Below are 16,007 nucleotides of genomic sequence, written 5' to 3' on the forward strand. Positions count from 1 at the left end.
ACCTTCGGTTGCTCCTTTCATTCCAACAGTTCGGTAATACGCATCGGCTTGTTCGTTTGAACCGACTTCCAGACCGCTTCGCCGGTGAGCACAGATAATGTACCGGCTTCCGCGCCTGCAAGAATTTCGTAACGTCTGTTCGGATCGGGGCCAAGGAACAAATCCTCGAGAAGCAGCGGATCCCCTCCGCCGTGGCCTCCTTGCCGGTGAATGACATGAATCGTTTCCTTGGCGCCGAACAACGGGAAATAGTCGATGGTTTGTTCCGCCGTGTGATGCTGGCTTCGGCTTACGACTTCCTTCGTTTCGATTCTCCCCTTCGTGCCGTTGATCGCCAAGCGGTATCCTTCGTATGGCAGCGAGAAGTTGACGGAATAGCTCATGATCGCGCCTTTATCGTATTTGACGACGGCCGTATACGTATCCTCAATGTCGATATCCGAATCGAAGATGCAGGCGTCCGGGCGGTATCCGGAGTAGCTCCTCGCTTTCGTATCGAAATTGCTCAAATGATCGTCTACCGGTACAATCGCCTTCGAACGCGAAGACCAGCGCATATAATAAGCGCAATTCTGCTTTACGCGGCAAGTGCCGCAAAATCTTCCGTCTTCCTTCGCGGGATTGAGCTCGCCGTTCTGGCCGTAGTAATTAAGGGCTCCGTAAGCGAACGCTTCGACCGGCTTCTGATCGATCCACCAGTTGACGAGATCGAAATGGTGAGTGCTTTTATGGATGGACAGTCCGCCGGATATTTCTCTTTTGCGGTTCCACCTTTTGAAATAGCTGGCGCCGTGATATGTATCGAGATACCAGTTCAAATCGACCGAAGTGACTCTGCCTACCCGCCCCTCGAGCACCATTTCCTTGATTCTTGAATGGATGGGGTTGTATCGGTAATTGAACGTGACGTACAATGTCCCTTTGCTTTTCGACTGCGCTTCCAAAATTCGTTTGCAATCTGCAGAAGTTGTGGCCATCGGTTTTTCCGAAATGACGTCCATGTCGCGCTTAAGCCCTTGAACGATATAGTCGGCATGGGTGAAATCCGCACCCGCGACGATGACGACATCCGCCTTCGTCTCTTCGATCATCTGCGGGAATTGTTCGGGACGATACACCGGAATGCTATGAAGCTCCGGAAATTTGGCAAAACAATTGTCAAACCGGACCGGATCCGAATCAAGCAATCCGACAATTTCACAATGCGGACGGTATGTGTCCAGAATCGGCTTTATGTACATGCCGTTAGCTCTCGCGCTTACTCCGCATATCACGTATCTTTTTTTCGCCAAAACCGCTCCCTCGTTTCTTCGTTCATTGCTTGAGTTTCATTATACAAACTCCCGAAGGACGGGACGGTGTGGAACCCGACCCATTTTATAGGCCGATCGTGCCGTGTTGCGGCGAGAGGAGCGCGGCTTGCCGAATCGCCTCGACCATGCTAGACTCGTCGGCAATGCCGCGGCCCGCAATATCGAACGCCGTTCCGTGATCCACGCTCGTGCGGACGACCGGAAGCCCGACGGTAATGTTTACGCCCGCTTCCAAACCGAGCACCTTCACCGGACCGTGTCCCTGATCGTGGTACATCGCCACGACAATGTCGAAATCACCGCGAACCGCTCTGTAAAACAGCGTGTCGGCAGGCAGCGGGCCGTATACGCGTATGCCTTCCTCTACCGCTTGTTTGACCGCGGGAATGATTTTCGTCTCTTCCTCGCCCCGGCCGAATAAACCGCCTTCGCCCGCATGCGGATTGATGCCGCAGACGGCGATGGAGGGTGCGGGAATGCCGGTACGCTGCAGAAATTGATGGGACATGCGGATGACTCGCAATACGCGTTCCGGGTTGATCCGTTCGATCGCATCGATAATTCCGATATGAGTCGTTACATGAATCACTCTCAAACGTGGAGCGGCCAACAGCATCGCGTACTGTTCCGTTCCGGTCAAGCGGGCCAATATTTCGGTGTGTCCCGGGAAGCGGTAACCTCCCATGTGCAGCGCCTCTTTGTTCAACGGAGCCGTGCAAATGGCGTCGATCCGCCGTTCCAACGCGAGCTTGACCGCTTTTTCGACAAACAGGTAGGCGGCCCGCCCCGCCTCGGCGGATATACGGCCGTATGGAAGATCGGCGGGGACGGCTTTCATGTCGATCACATGCAGCGCCTCGCCGCCGTCATCCTTCCACTTGCATTCCTCAACCTCTTCCACCGGGCGTATCGCAATATCGACGGACGTTGCTTTCGCCGCCCGTATGATGCTTGCGTAATCTCCGATCACGACCGGACTGCAAATACTGTGAATGTCCGGCCGGGCAAACGCCTTCGCGATGATCTCGGGTCCGACTCCGGCCGCATCGCCCATCGTTATTCCGACGATCGGTTTCGTTTGGTTCATAGCTACCTCCTTAATGGCTTCTTAATGCGTCATGCAGCTGCACCAATGTATATTCATCGCCGAACGAACCGGATTTGGTCACGAATGAAACGTCCGTCTGGGCTCCGGATTTGAAGCCGCTTAAGACGACGCCCGGCAGCAGCTCGCCGGCCACCGTCAGCCTGTTTGCACGGAAAGCGCGGCATACCCCTCTGGACGTTTCTCCTCCGATAACGACAAGTTTCTCCGAGTGTTCCGCCATCCCAGAGGCCATCGCTGCCAGTTCACCCATCCGGTTGACAAGCGATGCGTTCAATTGGGCTGCCGTCATACCGAGTCGGACCGCCCAATTCGTCAATCGTCCGGCTGCTTGATCGGTATCTTCTATAATAAGAGCAGTGCTGCGACCGGACCGGAGTATGGCGCCGGCCCTTTCCGCCGCAGCGGACGACCGGTCCTCATTACCCGGAAGCAATGCATCAGGCGCAACCGTTACCGGGATAACTGCGCTCTGTTCGGCGAGTCGCCCGATCTGCAGCTTGGTCAACTGTGTCCGGCTCCCCGAAACGTATAAAACCGGCCCGTCATACTGCGTCGACTTATTATCGCCGCGCGTCGGAATCAGAGTATCCCCGCTCCCTCCAACGCCGGCTCTCGCACCGGCCAAAGCACTTGCCAATCCTGCAGCTCCGGCCCACAACACGTTGCGCCCGGAATCGTCTATTCTATTGACTAGGTTGCGCAAATCTTCATCCGTCTCCGCATCCGCCACAACATAACGAACTCCGGATTCAGACAGTCTCCGGAGTTCCGAATCGAATGCCGTTTGGTCGCGGCACGCTTCGACGGACAGCATGCCGGCTCCGTAACGCGACTGGCGGGAAAGCAGCGAAGGGATATGTCCTTCAACGACAGGATTCATGGGGTCCGCCGCCAATTCCGTCCGATGCACCGGCAAGCCGTGCACAAGCTGAACGCCCAAGCGTGTTGTTCTGCCCAACCGGGGTACGGCGGGCGCGAATATGCAGAATTCGAATTGCGCCGCTTCCAGAATGGCGTCGCATTCCGCGCCGATGTTGCCGCGAAGAGTGGAATCCACTTTCTTGTAGACAATTCCCGGACTGCCGTTCATCACGAACCGCGCGGCGGCGGCGGCCGTCAACGCGGCATCCCGGGCTGTGCTTCCCCTGCTGTTCATATCCAATCCGCATACTTCAGCTTCGGGAGCTACCGCAGCCGCCTGCCCGCTTTGTTCGAACAGAAGCACCTCCGCAGACCGCCATACCGGGAAAAACTGAACGACCGAATCCAAAGCACCGGTCAAATCGTCGGCAACCAACGCCACCTGCATCGTTGACCCTCCCTATAAAGGCTGCGCCTGCGAAGGCGACAGCACTCTTCCGACAGCTTCTTTCCAGCCTTGGACGTACTTTTCCCGAAGCTCCCGTTTCATCGCGGGCTTATATACGGCGATATCCTTCTGCAACTCCGCGATTTGTTCGGGGGACGTCCAAAAGCCGCTTCCCAGACCGCCGATATAAACCGCTCCCATCGCAGACAGCTCCGGCACCGCGGATTTGACGACGTCCGTCTGCAGCATATCCGCTTGGTACTGCATAAGAAAGCGGTTTTCCGTCGCACCGCCGTCCACCCTCAATTCTTTCAATGATATTCCGGATTCCTTCCGCATCAGTTCGACTGCGTCGTACACCTGGTACACGATACTTTCAAGCGCGGCCCGGGCGATGTGCGGCTTGCCCGAAGCCCTGCTCAATCCGACGATAGCCGCCCTCGCTTCCGCATCCCAGTATGGAGCTCCCAAACCGAAGAAAGCCGGCACTATGAACACTCCTTCGTTATCCGGCAAAGAAGCCGCCAACCGCTCTATTTCCTCAAATGTTCCCGCAAACCCCAGGTTTTCCTTCACCCACTTGACGCAATCACCGCTCGTATGAATAATCGCTTCCAAAGCGTAGCTCGCTTGCCCGTTCAATCCCCACGCGATTGCCGTCACCAAACCGTTCGCCGAGTCGACCGGCGTCGCGCCGGTGTTCATCAATACGGAGGTGCCAGTTCCGTAAGTAGCCTTCGCCGTCCCGGGTTGCAGGCATAACTGGCCGTATAACGCAGCCTGGGAATCGCCGATGACGCCGCATATCGGAATCCGTTCCGCGAACAAATCCGGGTCTTCGGTCACGCCGAAAGACTCGTCGGACGATTTAATTTGCGGAAGCAAGCTGCGCGGCATGCCGAATATGTCCAGCAGTTCATCGTCCCAATCGAGACTCCGGATGTTGAAAAGCAGCGTCCTGCTGGCATTCGTATAATCCGTCGCGTGAACGTTGCCCCCCGTCATTTTCCAGATAAGCCAAGCGTCAATCGTACCTGCAAGCAGCCTGCCTTCTTCGAGCTTAGCCCGAGCACCTTCGATATGATTCAGCATCCATTTATATTTCGTGGCGGAAAAATACGGATCGAGCATCAGCCCGGTTTTTGTGCGAACCGTATGTTCGATTCCATCCGCCTTATATTCCGAGCACATCCCGGCGGTTCTCCGGCACTGCCAAACGATGGCGTTGCTAAGCGGACGGCCTGTCTTCTTATCCCAAATGACCGCCGTTTCCCGCTGGTTGGTTATCGACAAAGCGGCCATTTGTCCGGGCTGTAGGCCAGCAGCATTCAATACTTCATGCAGCACGATCTTTACGTTCTCATATATTTCTAAAGGATCATGCTCCACCCAACCGGGTTGGGGATAATATTGGCGGTGCTCCCGGAAGCTCCGGGCGACGATGCGGCCGGAACGGTCGACGATCAACGCCTTCGTCCCCGAAGTGCTTTGATCCGCAACAAGCATATACCGCATCGTCATGCGCGTTCACGCCCTGCATTCAACATGTTCAAAGCGACCTGCTTGATATGCTCCGCGCTGATGCCGTAATAGTCGAACACTTGGGCCGTCTTCCCGGCAATGGCCGGTTCGTCGGGAATGCCGATAATTTTCATCGGGACGCAGCGGTGCTGCACGACGACTTCCGCGACGGCGGCGCCTAATCCTCCGTAAATGCTGTGTTCCTCCACCGTAATGATTCGTCCGGTCTCTTCCGCAGCTTTCTTGATCGCTTCTTCATCCAGCGGCTTGATCGTATGCATGTTCAAGACGCGGCAGCTCACGCCGCTATTACGCAGCGCTTCCTCCGCGTCAAGCGCGACGCGCACCGTCTCCCCCGCGGCGATCAGCGTGATGTCCGAACCTTCGCGCATTGTGACGGCTTTCCCGATGTGAAAATCGCAATGGCCTTCCGATTCGTATGAATCTTCCACAGGATTGCGGCCGATCCGGACATATACGCCGCCTTCATAATCGACGAGCGCTTCCGTCATTTTCTTCGTCTCGCGGCGGTCCGCCGGAAGGATGACGGCCAGCCCCGGAATCGCGCGGGTCACCGCGATGTCCTGCACGGAATGATGCGACATCCCGAGCGCCCCATAGCTGATTCCGCCGCTTATACCGATCAGCTTTACGTTCGTTGCCGAGTAGGCGACATCCACTTTTACTTGCTCGATAGCGCGCATGCTCAAGAAGCAGGCCGGGGAGGCGACGAACGGCTTCTTTCCGCTCCGGGCGAGCCCGGCGGCAATACCGACGATGTTTTGTTCTGCAATGCCGGTTTCGACGAATTGGTCCGGCAACTCTTCGGCGAACCGGCCCATCGACGCCGATCCCCGCGAGTCGCTCGTCAGCACCATCACGTCAGCGTCTTTTCTCGCCAGCTCGAGCAGTGTATCGCAGAGAATTTGCCGGTTGGCGATCGTGTTTTTCACGCGGTTTATCACGAGATCCCCGCCTTTCCTGCGCGATCCAGCCTGTCGATCTTGCCCCGCAATTCCTCCAGCGCCAACGCCAGTTCGATGTCGTTAGGCACGTGGTGGTGCCATTTCACTTGATTTTCCATGAAAGACACCCCTTTCCCTTTGACCGTGTCGGCCAATACCAATGTCGGTTTACCCGTCTTCTCGGGCACTGCGCGGAACGCGTCGAGCAGCCCGCCGATATCGTTTCCATCGACGGAAACAACGTGCCATCCGAACGCCCTCCATTTGTCGTCCAACGGTTCCAAACCCATGACGTCTTCCGTGCTGCCGCTGATCTGCAGCCTGTTTCGGTCAACGATGCCGATCAAATTGTCCAAGCCGTAATGCGCTCCCGCCATCGCCGCTTCCCATACCGAGCCTTCCGCCTGTTCCCCGTCGCCCATCAAGCAATACACGCGGTAATCTTTGCGGTCCCTTGCTGCGGCGAGCGCCATGCCCACGGCGACGGACAATCCGTGCCCGAGCGCACCCGTATTCATCTCGATGCCGGGCACTTTATTGTTCGGATGGCCGATCAGTCTCGTGCCGAATTGACAGTATGTGTCGAGCTCTTCCTTCGGAAAAAAGCCGCGGTCCGCCAATATGCACCATAACGATTCGACGGAATGTCCTTTGCTGGCGATAAACCGGTCGCGATCCACCCACATCGGGTTAGCCGGATCGATGCGCATGACTTCGCAGTACAACACGGTCAAAATGTCCGCATTGCTGAGCGATCCCCCGGTATGGCCCATTCCGGCGCGGTGGATAATTTTCAGCAGCTCTATTCGTATTTCCGCCGCTTTTCTTTCAAGCTCGAGCTTGTTCATAGAGATCCCCTCATCCATGAGCGGATTTCGCTTTCCGTCGGGTCGACGGGGTCAGGCTTCAAGCCGGGTATATAATTGCAGGCTTCGTATAAAGCTGGAACGACGTCTTTATGAATGCCGACGGAATGATGTACATAAGGGCCTTTAACCAACGTTTCTTCCCACAACGGCCAATCGTTCACTTCGACCCATACATAAGAACCTCTAGTATAAGGCCCTTGAATGCCGCGTGCTCTCCCGAGGAAAATCGAATATTCCCCATGGTCGCCGTCGAAGCGGGCCAACGTCATCGGACCGCCCTTAATCTCTCCTTCATGGGTGCCCGGCGAATGGTCGTCAAACAAGAAGTGTTTGCGAAGCTTCGGCTTGTTCTCGATACTGAGGGAAACCGGGAAGTTGCCGCAATGAAACAGGAGCTCGCCGTTCGGATTTTCCGGATGGCGAATCGTCAAATCGGCGAAAAACGTCGGAGCCTCGTTCATCGCCGCGGCCTGTACCATGACAGATGTAATCGCCCCGTGAATATCCGTCTCGCACGTAACCGGAATTTGCTCGTCCGTAAGTATCGCGTTCGCCAAGCACGGCATGATGCCGATCGCGTCCTGCAGCGACGACCAGCACTGGATGGCGATCGCGGTGCTTCCCGTCTTTGCCGCATAGCTCTTCATAGCCACTTTCAAAGCGGCGATCCGTTTGACGTCGTCTTCCGTAACATCCGAGTAATCAAGCGATGTTTTGATATACTCCACAGTTTCGCTCAACTCTTCGCCGCCGTTCTTTTCGATCCTTTTTACCGCAATCTTGATGTCTTCCAGAGTAATCGGATGAATTTCGATGCCGAACCGTTCCAACAGCTCGCCTTCATTGCAAATCATCGTCCAAAACGACGCCGGCCGCGGCCCGATTTGCAATATGCGCAGACTGCGGAAATGTTTGACCACGTTGGCGGCGGCGATGAAATTTTTGAATCCCCTTTCAAATACGGGATCGTCAACCCGGCTGTTCGTGATATAGGTGAAGGGGACGTTGAACCGCCGAAGCACTTTCCCGGTGGCGAACAAACCGCATTGCGTGTCGCGCAGGCGCATACCGTCTTCCAGAGGCGCTTCGTCTTGCGGTCCCCATAGCAAAACCGGTTTCCCCAACGCTTTGCCGACCCTCCCTACCGTATCTTCGGTCCCGAAGTTGCAATGCGGGAAGAAGACGGCATCGACCTGCTCGTCCTTGAACCGCTTTACGATTTGATCCGCATTGATATGATCGTCATAAAGCAAGCCTTCCTGGTTCAAACCTTCCAAGTCGACGATGTCGATCGAAAGACCGAAACTTTCCAGCTTATTTCGGATTAACGTTTTGTACCGGAACGCGTCCTCGGCGCTAAATACGAATCTCCTTGTAGGCGCATAACCGAGTTTCAACTTTTTCATAAGCTAAACTCCCTTCAATGTTTACTAAACAGAAGTTTTCGAAAATGTTTTACAGTGACGTACATAGGCTATATAGCAACAATTTCCATAACATGATCGTAGCACCGGGTTCGAAAAGCAGTCAACGATTTTTTCTAATATTATTTATAGATTTCACAAAATTATTTTAGTGAAGTTGATAATGGTACGATTAGCACCCATTTCACAATGTGTAACTTATTGATCTTTCAAGACCCAAATAGTACACTAAATTTATTTAGGGATTTTACAGTACTTCTTTCTAGAGATTGGAGCAAACGGATTATGAAGATGGAAGATATCGCAAGGATGGCCGAGGTGTCGAAATCGGCCGTCTCGATTGCGCTCAGCGGAAAGTCCGGCATCAGCGAGAAAACCCGGGAGAAAATATTGAGAATCGTCAAAGAAACGGGATATTTGCCGAGAAGCATGGTTAAAGCGGAGCAAGTTTACGGAGTGTCCAACACGCTCCGGTTCATAGCTTTCACAAATTCCGGCATCGTTCTGGAGCAATATTCGAAACAGCCGTTCTTTATGGAGCTTCTCGCCTTTTTGGAGGAGAAATGTCGTTCACTCGGTTATTCGTTAATGTATTCGGCCATCGATATGCAGTATTTCGATCGGGATATCGACAAATTTCTGAACGACGGCGGCGCAAACGGCGTCATCCTGCTCGGGACGAATTTAAATCGGGGACAAATCCGTCGGGCCGCTCAAGTGCAACCGAATCTCGTGGTGCTCGATACGTGCTTCGAAACGGATGACGTCAATTTCATTCTGATGAACAATATGAAAGGCGCCTACGATGCAGGTATGTATTTGCTCGGGCTCGGTCACCGTTCAATCGGTTATGTTCAATCGCAAGTCCGGATGCACAACTTTGATCGTCGCAAACAAGGATTTCTTGCGGCGCTTGAAGAGTACGGCCTGCAGGCGGATGAATCGTATTTCTTCACGGTATCGCCTACGTTTCTAGGGCCGCAGGACGAATTCAAGCGGCAAATTCAAGTTCGTCTGGAACGGAAAGAGCCGCTGCCGACCGCATTGTTCTGCGAGTGCGACTATATCGCTATCAGTGTTATCAAGTCGTTGGCTGAAATCGGCGTGCGTGTGCCGGAAGACATTTCGGTCGTCGGATTCGACAACATCGCGGAATCGACGATCGTCTCGCCCGAACTGACCACCATTCATGTGGAGAAAGAAAAAATCGCTTCCCTTGCGGTCGAAAAGCTGATCGATCTCATCGACAACAAAGATCAGGTGAAAACCAAAATCGTTGTCGACACCAAATTGGTAGAAAGACAGTCGTGCCGGAGTTTGCAGGAAAAGTAGCGGGATAGCCGGCTTATGGGGGGTTGGGGATGGAACGTTTTTTTCGCAATGCTCTCGATTTTCAATTAGTGGACGGAACGGTTGTGCCGCTGCGGTTTTCCAAAGCGCAAATGGCTTATTTCGAACCGACTCCGTATAAATTCCGCAGCTATAACGCCGCTGGAATATGCCTTGATTTTATAACGGATTCTCCTTTTTTCCGGATATCGTTTCGCGTGAAATTGAAACCGGGTACCAGCGAGCGTCTCTATTTTGATATTTTTGTAGACGATCAGCTTGTCTCCTTCCCTGCCGTTCTAATCTCCGGCAAGGGTACCGGCGATTGGACGGCGGAGCTTCCGATATGCAAAGGTCAGCCGCGGCGCGTCACCGTCTACTTGCCGTATCAGGCCAGAATCGCGGTCGAACGGATGAATGTCGCCGAGGGTTCGCTATGGGAACCGGCGGAGCCGTACGGCAAAAATTTGTTGTGTCTGGGCGACTCGATCACCCAAGGGATGAGCGCCGCCCATCCGTCGTCAACCTATACCGTGCTTCTGTCGCGGTTTCTGGAGATGAACCTGCTGAATCAGGCGGTGAGCGGATACGTGTTCGACCCGGAGACGATCGATCCGGAGCTGCCGTACCGTCCGGATCTCATAACTGTAGCTTACGGCACGAACGACTGGACGGTAATTGATAGCCATGAACGGTTCGAGGAGCGGGCTTCGGCGTATATTCGCAAGCTGACCGAGATGTACCCTAGCGTTCCGATTACCGTTCTGTCGCCGGTTTGGCGCGAGGATTGCGACCACGTGAAAAGGACGGGCTCGTTCGCCGATATTCACGATACGATTGAGCGCATATGCCGCGGTTTCGAGACGGTTCGTTTCATCCCCGGCTTGAAATTGACGCCACACCACCCCGCCTTCTTCACCGACGGCCTGCATCCGAACGACGAAGGGTTTTTGCACATGGCGATGAATGTATTAAAGTTGGGGCTGTTGCATCATGAAAAAAGTTCGCTTGCGCGGTCCTGAATGTCGAATTTCAGTGCTATAAGCGAAAAAGTTTCGCTTGCACGGTCCAGCGACAGACCAAAACAAAGAGCAGTTGGACAAGGGAGAACCTTGTCCGTCTGCTCTTATGCTTAGCGGGCCGCGCGTCCCATAAATACTAGAGCTGCTCAATTATATGACAACGACCATACCATCATAATATGGCAATTCATTGTACAAGTTTGGCAACACTTTTCCTTATTTTCATTGGAAATCTGGTGCTTGGCCGGCATTATGGCAAAACTATGTTTACAATCCGTCGTTCAGACAGCAGGTTATAAACACTGGATTGCCATACTTGTTGCGAACAATCATAATTCATCGAATATATCGCAATCCAACCGCCAAACATAAACTTACCATTGCCATAATGATTTTTTTACCCCAATTGGTCAGCCGATCAATCAAGAGGCCATCCCCTCAGTAGAGATTATCTACTTCAGTGACAGCCTCATGTTTGTAACTTACAGATGCGGGCTGATCCCGCCTTCGCTTTGTATCGCCTTCGTCTCGTCAATCGCTTTGTCCATTTCTTCGTTGACCACCCGCAACGCGGTCGGGGTGTCCTTCGATTCTTCGAAGATGAGCGGGCTGAATACCCCGCGCACTTTCGGATCGATGAACGTCAAGCCCGGTTTGCGCGGAGCAGGTGCGGCGTTTTTCAATGCAAAGAGCGCATTCATATCTTTATCCCTCAATCCGGGCACGTTTTGACCGAACGCTTCACGCACGGCATCGCTTAGCAAAGGAGATCTGATGCCCAGCTTGGCTCTTTCGATTTGCACCTCTTCCGAAAGCAGATAGGAGATGACATGGAACGCCAAATCTTTTTTGTTGGACTGCTTCGAGATATACAAGCCTCCCACGTAAGGCTGATATTTGGAATTCGGCGCTTCCTGAAAGACAGGCACCGGAGCGACGTCGAAATTCAAATCGGGATACTCTCTCGAGTAATTGTAGATCCAGGACTCGACATCTACCGCCATCGCCATTTGGCCTTTAGGGAAATCTCTCACGGTTGTGAACTGATTGCCGGGAATGTCATAGAACCGCCTAAGATTGTCTACAACTTTCATCCAATTGTCACTTACCATCGAAGCTTTGTCTTCGTCGGGGTCGAGCGCGGGCTCCGCGAGCTGATTTAGCATCATATAATATTCCGGATGCTGCTGGTAGCCTTTATAGGTGAGATCCCCCTCCTGGCGCGTCATATTTTTGGCCAATTCATATGCTTCGTCATACGTCATGCCCGGCTTCGGATAGTCCACGCCGAACTTATCGAAAATATCCTTGTTGTAGTACAACACATAATCGTATCCTTCGAAGGGCAGCGAATACAGCTTGCCGTCCGATGAGTTGAGCGACAGCTGCAAGTAGGACGGGTCCAATTTACCGGTGTCAAAGTTATATTTTTTGATGAGATCCGTCATGTCGTATTCCAGGCCGTACCTTCGCACGTACCGGTACGCGTTGCGTCGGGTGTCCTCGAAGATAATGTCCGGAATCGTTCCTTTCGCAATCAAGTCCTCGTAACGCGTGCCGTCGTCCCATAGCACATGCTTGATCTTGATGTTCGGAAATTTTTTTCGGATAAACTGGCCGATGTACTTTTCGAAATCATCCTGCTGCACATAACGTTTCGTTAGAAAGAGGTCGACGGTGTAAAAGAACAACGTGTCCTCCGGCGTAGTGTTGACCACGGTTCCCTCCGGATTGTCCGCGGTTTCGTTACCTCCGGATGTCTCGGTGTTCGCGTTGCCTTCCGAAGTTTCGGCGGTTTCACCGGCGTCGGCCGGTTCGCTGGGGCTTCCGCCAAAGCAACCGGTACCGCCGACCAGCACCAGGGCGATCGCAATCGGCACTAGTAAAAATCTTTTCATGACTCAACTTCCCCCTATCAAAATATTGTGTGGGTGAATTTTCTAAGTAAACGTTTTCACCCATTAACAGAGTATTTTGTTAGGTTAACGCAAACAATAGGGTTTTCCTGTCATGTATAGGGGGATTGATCATTGGTATGCCCTACCATGAAAATAATCGGAATCAGCTATTGCAATTATAGTAACTATTCATCATTCAAATCTCGGTTAGTTTCGCTCAATGGACAAAAGAGAACCTTGCACCAGCCTCAGCCGCCGCAAGGTTCCCCTTCAAGGTTGAGTAAACAGACAGATCAGACGCCAGAGTAAGACATGAATCCGCCGTCTACCGGAATCGTGATTCCCGTAACAAAGCCGGACATATTCTCATCCGCTAACCACAGCAAGGTTCCAAGGAGGTCCTCAGGAGTGCCGAATCTCCGCATAGGGGTATGAGATAATATCTTTTGCGATCTTTCCGTCAAGGAGCCGTCTTCATTGGTCAACAACCGTTTGTTTTGCACGGTCAGGAAAAATCCCGGGGCAATCGCATTCACCCGAATACCCGCCTCCGCCATATGCACAGCCAGCCATTGGGTAAAGTTTTCTATACCCGCCTTGGCTGAACTATACGCGGGAACCTTCGTCATTGGACACGGCGCGCTCATGGAAGACATGTTGATGACAACGGCTCCTTTTTTGCCCAGCATCTTTCTCGTGAACACTTGAGTCGGGATTAACGTTCCCAGGATGTTCAGATTAAACACATAGCTGAATCCTTCTTCCGTCAAATCGAAGAATGTTGTAATCTCTTTATTTTCAAGATCTTCCATTTTAAAGTTTTCGTTTGTTGTAATCCCCTGCGGATGGTTTCCACCCGCGCCGTTGATTAAAATGTCGCAGTCCCCGAACGTTTCGGAGACGATCTTTTCCGCAGCCTTCACGCTTTGGACGTTAAGCACATCGCAGGTAATGGCGATTGCTTCGCCGTTCATGCTTCTGATCTTTTCAGCAACCGCTTCTCCCTTTTCCGCTGTCCTATTAAGAATGGTCACTTTTACGCCTTGACGTCCGAGCTCGACAGCCATTGCGCCGCAAAGGACTCCGCCCCCGCCCGTGATAACGGCGACCTTCCCTTTTAAATTTTCATTAATCGGCAGCATAGGTTCCCTCCCGTTTAGACCTCTCCAAAGAATCCCAGATTCCCCATAAGTACATGATTCCGAGAGCTCGATCGTATAGCCCGTAGCCCGGTCTGCATTGTTCATCAAAAATATGCCGGCCATGGTCCGGCCGTGTATAACCGGTAAAGCCAATGTCATGATACGCTTTCACGATATCGCATATATCTACCGATCCGTCCTGCATCCGATGGGAAGTTTCGATAAAATCTCCATTCTCGTATACTCTTACATTCCGTATATGAGCAAACGGTATGCGGTCCCCAAACTCCCTGACCATCTCCGCTACGTTGTTCTCAGAGTTTACTCCCAATGAGCCGCTGCAAAGCGTGACGCCGTTGAAAGGGCTGTCCACCAGCTTCAGCAGTTTTCGAATATTAGCGGCATTCGTGATAATTCTCGGCAGTCCAAAAATGGACCATGGCGGATCATCCGGATGGATGCCCATCCTAATATCGTTCTCCTCGGCTACCGGAATGATTTGCTCTAGGAAATATTGGAGATTCCCCCATAGCTTCTCTTCCGTCATCCCTTTATACGACTCGAATAATCCGGTAAGATGCTTTAACCTCTCCGGCTCCCATCCCGGCATCTTGAAGTCCGGATTTTCCGCGATTTTCGAAACCAGCTCCATCGGGTCCATGTTTTCCACCTTCGCCATTTCATAGAAAAGGGCTGTTGAGCCGTCCTCCAGCTCTTTGTACAGATCCGTTCTCACCCAATCAAAGACAGGCATGAAGTTATAGCAGATTAACTTCACGCCAACTTGGGCAAGATTTCTGATCGTTTTTTTGTAGTTATCAATGTAACGTTCCCGCGTAGGGAGTCCCAGCTTGATATCCTCGTGAACATTCACGCTTTCCACGACATCAAGATGAAAGCCGTACCTGTCCACCTGTTGTTTCACTTCGAGAATTCTCTCGAGCGGCCACTCTTCTCCTGCCGGGAGATCGTGCAGCGCCCATACGATGCCTTCTACGCCGGGAATGTGCTTGATATGGCGCAGGGGAATCGGATCATTCCCCTCGCCGTACCATCGGAATACCATTCTCATTTCTGCACTCCCCCAACTTCCAAAACGACTTTTCGAACCTCGTTTGGATGTGTTTCAATCAGTTCAATGGCTTGATGAATATCCTCCAGCGCAAAGCGGTGCGTGACAAATGAATCGGCCTTTATTTTCCCGCTGTTAAACCATTCAATCACTTCAGAAAACTTGTCCGACTGCAAGCGTGATCCCACAATGGTCAGTTCGTTCTTCGTTATATGAAGCTGGGCGATTGCCGAAGGGGATTCGCTGAAGCCGAGCACGACAACTCTTCCCGCAACAGATGTGATTTCGACCGCCTGCTCAAATGTTTTTACCGTACAAACCGCATCGATCGTCACGTTAGGACCAACACCGTCCGTAATCCGCTCGATTTCCGAGTTCACATTATCCCTCAGGGGATTCAAGACATAATCGGCGCCGAGCGACCTGGCAAAGGCTAGCTTGTCATCGCTTAAATCCGTAATGATACAGGTCGCTCCTTTGATTTTGGCTGCTTGCAGCGCGCACAAGCCAATCGGACCTGCCCCCATAATAAACACGATGTCACCTGCTCTTACGTCGCCGCGCCAATTGGCTTGAGCGCCGATGGTGAACGGTTCGACCAGAACCGCCTCGTGCCAATCGAGCCGGCTTTCCACTTTATGCACGATTTTCTCGGGGAGGACCATATATTCCTGATAAGCTCCATCCTTGTGGACGCCGTATACCTGAAGCTGCGTACACACATTTTTGCGGCCGGACTTGCAGGCATAGCATTCTCCGCACCACTCGATCGGTTCCATGACGACTTTGTCCCCGATGGCCAGCCGTGTCACATCGGAGCTTGTTTCCACGATTTCCCCGACCATTTCATGCCCGATCACCCGTGGATAGGTCGCAACCGGCGACGTTCCGTGATAAATATGCATATCCGAACCGCAAATACCGACCAGCCGAACCTTGATCAGCACCTCATCCCCCCGTGTAATGCGGGGTTTTTCCTTCTCGATGATGTCAATCTTGCCCGGTCTGACGACTTGTATGGCCTTCAACGTTGTT

Annotated in this window: 13 protein-coding genes; 2 read left to right on the forward strand and 11 right to left on the reverse strand. The window is 52.7% G+C overall.

Going from position 1 to position 16,007, the window contains the following annotated elements; genetic code table 11:
• Nucleotides 1-17: 17 nt before the first annotated feature.
• From JET16_RS02515 to JET16_RS02545, 7 genes are all read right to left on the reverse strand, one after another.
• Nucleotides 18-1,292 carry a Gfo/Idh/MocA family protein gene (locus tag JET16_RS02515; protein WP_199614006.1) on the reverse strand — a complete coding sequence of 425 codons (1,275 nt, stop codon included), beginning with the start codon at nucleotides 1,290-1,292 and terminating at the stop codon, nucleotides 18-20.
• Nucleotides 1,293-1,377: 85 nt separating this feature from the next.
• Nucleotides 1,378-2,400 carry a 4-hydroxythreonine-4-phosphate dehydrogenase PdxA gene (gene pdxA, locus JET16_RS02520; protein ID WP_199614007.1) on the reverse strand — a complete coding sequence of 341 codons (1,023 nt, stop codon included), beginning with the start codon at nucleotides 2,398-2,400 and terminating at the stop codon, nucleotides 1,378-1,380.
• A 10-nt stretch (nucleotides 2,401-2,410) separates the two neighbouring features.
• Nucleotides 2,411-3,730 carry a four-carbon acid sugar kinase family protein gene (locus JET16_RS02525; RefSeq protein WP_199614008.1) on the reverse strand — a complete coding sequence of 440 codons (1,320 nt, stop codon included), beginning with the start codon at nucleotides 3,728-3,730 and terminating at the stop codon, nucleotides 2,411-2,413.
• Nucleotides 3,731-3,742: 12 nt separating this feature from the next.
• Nucleotides 3,743-5,251 (reverse strand): glycerol kinase GlpK, encoded by a 1,509-nt coding sequence (glpK, locus tag JET16_RS02530; protein WP_199614009.1) that lies wholly within the window; start codon nucleotides 5,249-5,251, stop codon nucleotides 3,743-3,745.
• Nucleotides 5,248-6,204, reverse strand: coding sequence for a transketolase family protein (locus JET16_RS02535; RefSeq protein ID WP_199614274.1), 957 nt, complete (start codon nucleotides 6,202-6,204; stop codon nucleotides 5,248-5,250). The genes glpK and JET16_RS02535 overlap by 4 nt, the downstream gene beginning before the upstream one ends.
• Before the next feature lie 8 nt (nucleotides 6,205-6,212).
• A complete protein-coding gene (locus tag JET16_RS02540) occupies nucleotides 6,213-7,064 on the reverse strand; it encodes a transketolase (RefSeq protein WP_199614010.1) in 852 nt (283 codons plus the stop codon).
• On the reverse strand, nucleotides 7,061-8,491 hold the full coding sequence (locus JET16_RS02545; protein ID WP_199614011.1) for an L-fucose/L-arabinose isomerase family protein: 1,431 nt from the start codon (nucleotides 8,489-8,491) through the stop codon (nucleotides 7,061-7,063). The genes JET16_RS02540 and JET16_RS02545 overlap by 4 nt, the downstream gene beginning before the upstream one ends.
• Before the next feature lie 303 nt (nucleotides 8,492-8,794).
• On the opposite strand from JET16_RS02545, the gene JET16_RS02550 reads away from it, so the two are divergent.
• The gene (locus JET16_RS02550) at nucleotides 8,795-9,841 is read left to right on the forward strand and encodes a LacI family DNA-binding transcriptional regulator (RefSeq protein WP_199614012.1); all 1,047 of its coding nucleotides are present in this window, start codon (nucleotides 8,795-8,797) and stop codon (nucleotides 9,839-9,841) included.
• A gap of 29 nt (nucleotides 9,842-9,870) precedes the next feature.
• A complete protein-coding gene (locus JET16_RS02555; RefSeq protein WP_199614013.1) occupies nucleotides 9,871-10,860 on the forward strand; it encodes an SGNH/GDSL hydrolase family protein in 990 nt (329 codons plus the stop codon).
• 482 nt (nucleotides 10,861-11,342) lie between these two features.
• Here the strand turns inward: JET16_RS02555 and JET16_RS02560 are convergent, their stop codons facing one another.
• The 4 genes from JET16_RS02560 to JET16_RS02575 all read right to left on the reverse strand — a co-directional run bounded on the left by JET16_RS02560 (nucleotide 11,343) and on the right by JET16_RS02575 (nucleotide 16,000).
• Nucleotides 11,343-12,758: an ABC transporter substrate-binding protein gene (locus JET16_RS02560; protein ID WP_199614014.1), complete on the reverse strand. Its 1,416-nt coding sequence runs from the start codon at nucleotides 12,756-12,758 to the stop codon at nucleotides 11,343-11,345.
• A gap of 293 nt (nucleotides 12,759-13,051) precedes the next feature.
• Nucleotides 13,052-13,900, reverse strand: coding sequence for an SDR family oxidoreductase (locus JET16_RS02565; protein ID WP_199614015.1), 849 nt, complete (start codon nucleotides 13,898-13,900; stop codon nucleotides 13,052-13,054).
• Nucleotides 13,887-14,972: a mannonate dehydratase gene (uxuA, locus tag JET16_RS02570; protein WP_199614016.1), complete on the reverse strand. Its 1,086-nt coding sequence runs from the start codon at nucleotides 14,970-14,972 to the stop codon at nucleotides 13,887-13,889. Before uxuA ends, JET16_RS02565 begins: the two co-directional genes overlap by 14 nt.
• Entirely contained in the window at nucleotides 14,969-16,000 is a 1,032-nt protein-coding gene (locus JET16_RS02575; RefSeq protein WP_199614017.1) for a zinc-binding alcohol dehydrogenase family protein, read from the reverse strand. Before JET16_RS02575 ends, uxuA begins: the two co-directional genes overlap by 4 nt.
• Nucleotides 16,001-16,007 lie beyond the last annotated feature (7 nt).

Source organism: Paenibacillus alkalitolerans (assembly GCF_016482785.1).
In the GTDB taxonomy this organism is placed as follows: Bacteria; Bacillota; Bacilli; order Paenibacillales; family YIM-B00363; genus Paenibacillus_AE; species Paenibacillus_AE alkalitolerans.